This window comes from Streptomyces sp. NPDC055189 (genome assembly GCF_053606765.1).
The window spans coordinates 1-2,263 of sequence record NZ_JBSGSG010000186.1 but is presented as its reverse complement, the minus strand read 5'-3'; the positions used below and the strand labels follow the sequence as shown (position 1 = coordinate 2,263).

Below are 2,263 nucleotides of genomic sequence, written 5' to 3'. Positions count from 1 at the left end.
TACGGCGTCAAGCGGCTGTGCAGCATCCTCGGCATCAGCCGCTCGAGCTTCTACTACTGGCGCCGGACAGCCGCCGACCGGGCCGCCCGGCAGGCCGGGGTAGCCGATCATCACCCCGGCCGGGCGGGGGGCCTGCGGGTCGGCGAGGTAGGCGCGGGCACCGCCGAAACCGCCGGTGTGCTCATCCACGTCCAGCAGCACGGCGAGTCCTCCGCGCAGGCTCCCGGCACGGGGCGCGAGGTCGGCGGCGATGTGGCAGAACATCGCCGCGGCGAGTTTGGAATCCGCGGCCCCGCGCCCCTGCAGCCAGCCGTCCACCACGTCCCCGGAGGCGGGCGGGAAGGACCAGGCACCCTCGTCACCGTACGGGGCGGTGTCCAGGCACGCGTCCAGCGTCCACCAGGCGCCCGGGCGGCCTCCGCGGATCTCCACCAGCAGCCCGACCAACTCACCTGCCCCACCGCGTAGATGACGGTGCGGAAGGCCGTGCGCGGCGAGCCAGTCCTCCAGGACACCCAGGACAGACCCGTAGTCGTCGATTCCGCCTCTGCTCGGTCGCTTGACCAGCGCCTGGGCGAGCTCCACCACAGAGGCCGTACGGGCCTGGGCCTGCTGCTGAAGGTCCTCGCTCACAGTTCTCCCCACCACGTCAGTTGTGCCGAACCGGCAGCGCGCGGACGGCCTCGATCGTCTCCACCAGCCGTGCGGACGCGCACGCCTCCCGCCCATGGTGGACCAAACCCACCGCTGCCTCGCGACTGAGTAAAACGCCGCAGTCGAATCCTTCCGCCCCGTGGAATGACGGCAGCGGCACCACCGCGGCCGTCTCCGAGGCGACGAAGAAGCGCTCCAGTGCCCCGGCGGGCTCCACCACCCCGATGTGCAGCGTCTTGATGCCGTTACGGCGCGCGGCCGGATCGCGCAGCTCCAGCAGACGCGCCAGATGGTCGGCGAGCGCCCGATGCCGCGGCGGCCCGTAGAGCACGCGGTAATGCACGAGATCAGGATGCTGGGCCACGGCCGTCTCGATCGCCGCGAGATAAGCCTTCTCCCGCGACCGGCTCCCGGTGACCACCAGCTGTTCACGCGCTCCCGCGACGACGCCGACCATCGCCTCGACCAAGTCTGTCCAGCGGGTGAGGACTTCGACGACCACCGCGGTGCCAGACGTCTCCAGCACGCTGGTGGCCGCGCCGTCCTGGTGTGCGAACAAGACCTCCGGGCGTTCGCGGTACAGCTGGCACAAACCGGCGCGGTTCCGCTTGCCCGTACGGCGCCGCCCCGACTCCCACGCACTCATCAAACTGGCGTCCGTCGCCCCGCCGGTGATCGCGTTCAGCTCGTCGGCGGCCTCCTCCAGCGTCATGTTCCGCGCACCTCTGGCCCGCCTGAGCGCTGAGTCGCTGCTGCCCGCGATCACGAACACCGCCCTCTTCCCGATCCGTCGCTGCGCATGAATTCATCCCTGAACGGGGCCGTTCAGCAGCTCGCAGGCCCTCCGCTTTACGTGTGATCTCACCTTGAAGTGTCCGGTCATGGAGGAGAGACCAGGACCGGAAGGAGCATGATGTTCGGACTGGTGCAGTCGTTCCGAGGAGCCAGCTGCTCTTCTGCTCCTCCCGGTTGGCATTTGCGAGGCCCAGCATGGAATCTGGCCAGCGTAGGTGGCCATCGTCTCTCTCACGTCGCGGATCTCGGAGGCAGGCTTCGCGGTCAGTCACGGCGTCGGCCTGTCTTGCCGGTGGAGAAGACTGCCTGCCGGCGCCCCGGACGTGGACTTCGAGCGGAACACCCCCACGGACGCGGGGGTGTTCCGGAGAACCGCACCACCGCCACGACCAGCAAGTCGTGCTCCCCGCCGACGCGGGGGTGTTCCGCTCACCGACGTGGTGTACGACGTCGAGACCGCGTGCTCCCCGCCGCGCCGGGTGTTGAGGGAGGTGCGGCGGTGAGCGGTGAGGGTGCGCGGCACTGCCTGCTCTGCGATCAGCCGTTACCGCGGGGGAGAAGACCGCGGTCGTCGTGGAGGTCTCGGTCTCTGCGGGCGGGGCTGCTTTCACGGTGCATGAGGCGTGTGCGGCGCGTACGTCGGTGCCGCGTCAGCGCCGGCGCCGGTAGGCCCTCGCGCGTGGTCCTGTCGGATGGGCCGCGTGCGGGAAGTGACAGCCCGCCCGGCCGGGGTAGACGGCTGACCGGCCCGCCCATCGGCGCGGCCAGAACCCCGGAGAGGACACGATCAGCGTGAGCGACGCCGAGCACCGGA

General features: G+C 70.4%; 2 protein-coding genes. Both read right to left on the bottom strand.

Annotation, left to right across the window (positions count from 1 at the left end; all coding sequences use genetic code 11):
- Positions 1-633: M20/M25/M40 family metallo-hydrolase (locus ACWFR3_RS46730; protein WP_453740807.1), on the bottom strand; the 633-nt coding region annotated here is incomplete at its 3' end.
- Positions 634-649: 16 nt separating this feature from the next.
- Complete coding sequence (locus ACWFR3_RS46725) at positions 650-1,366, bottom strand: XRE family transcriptional regulator (RefSeq protein WP_453740806.1); 717 nt, start codon at positions 1,364-1,366, stop codon at positions 650-652.
- Positions 1,367-2,263 lie beyond the last annotated feature (897 nt).

Bases quoted from the DNA above. Each gene is read 5' to 3' on its own strand.
- ACWFR3_RS46725 (WP_453740806.1), bottom strand. From the start codon at position 1,366: ATGACGCTGGAGGAGGCCGCCGACGAGCTGAACGCGATCACCGGCGGG.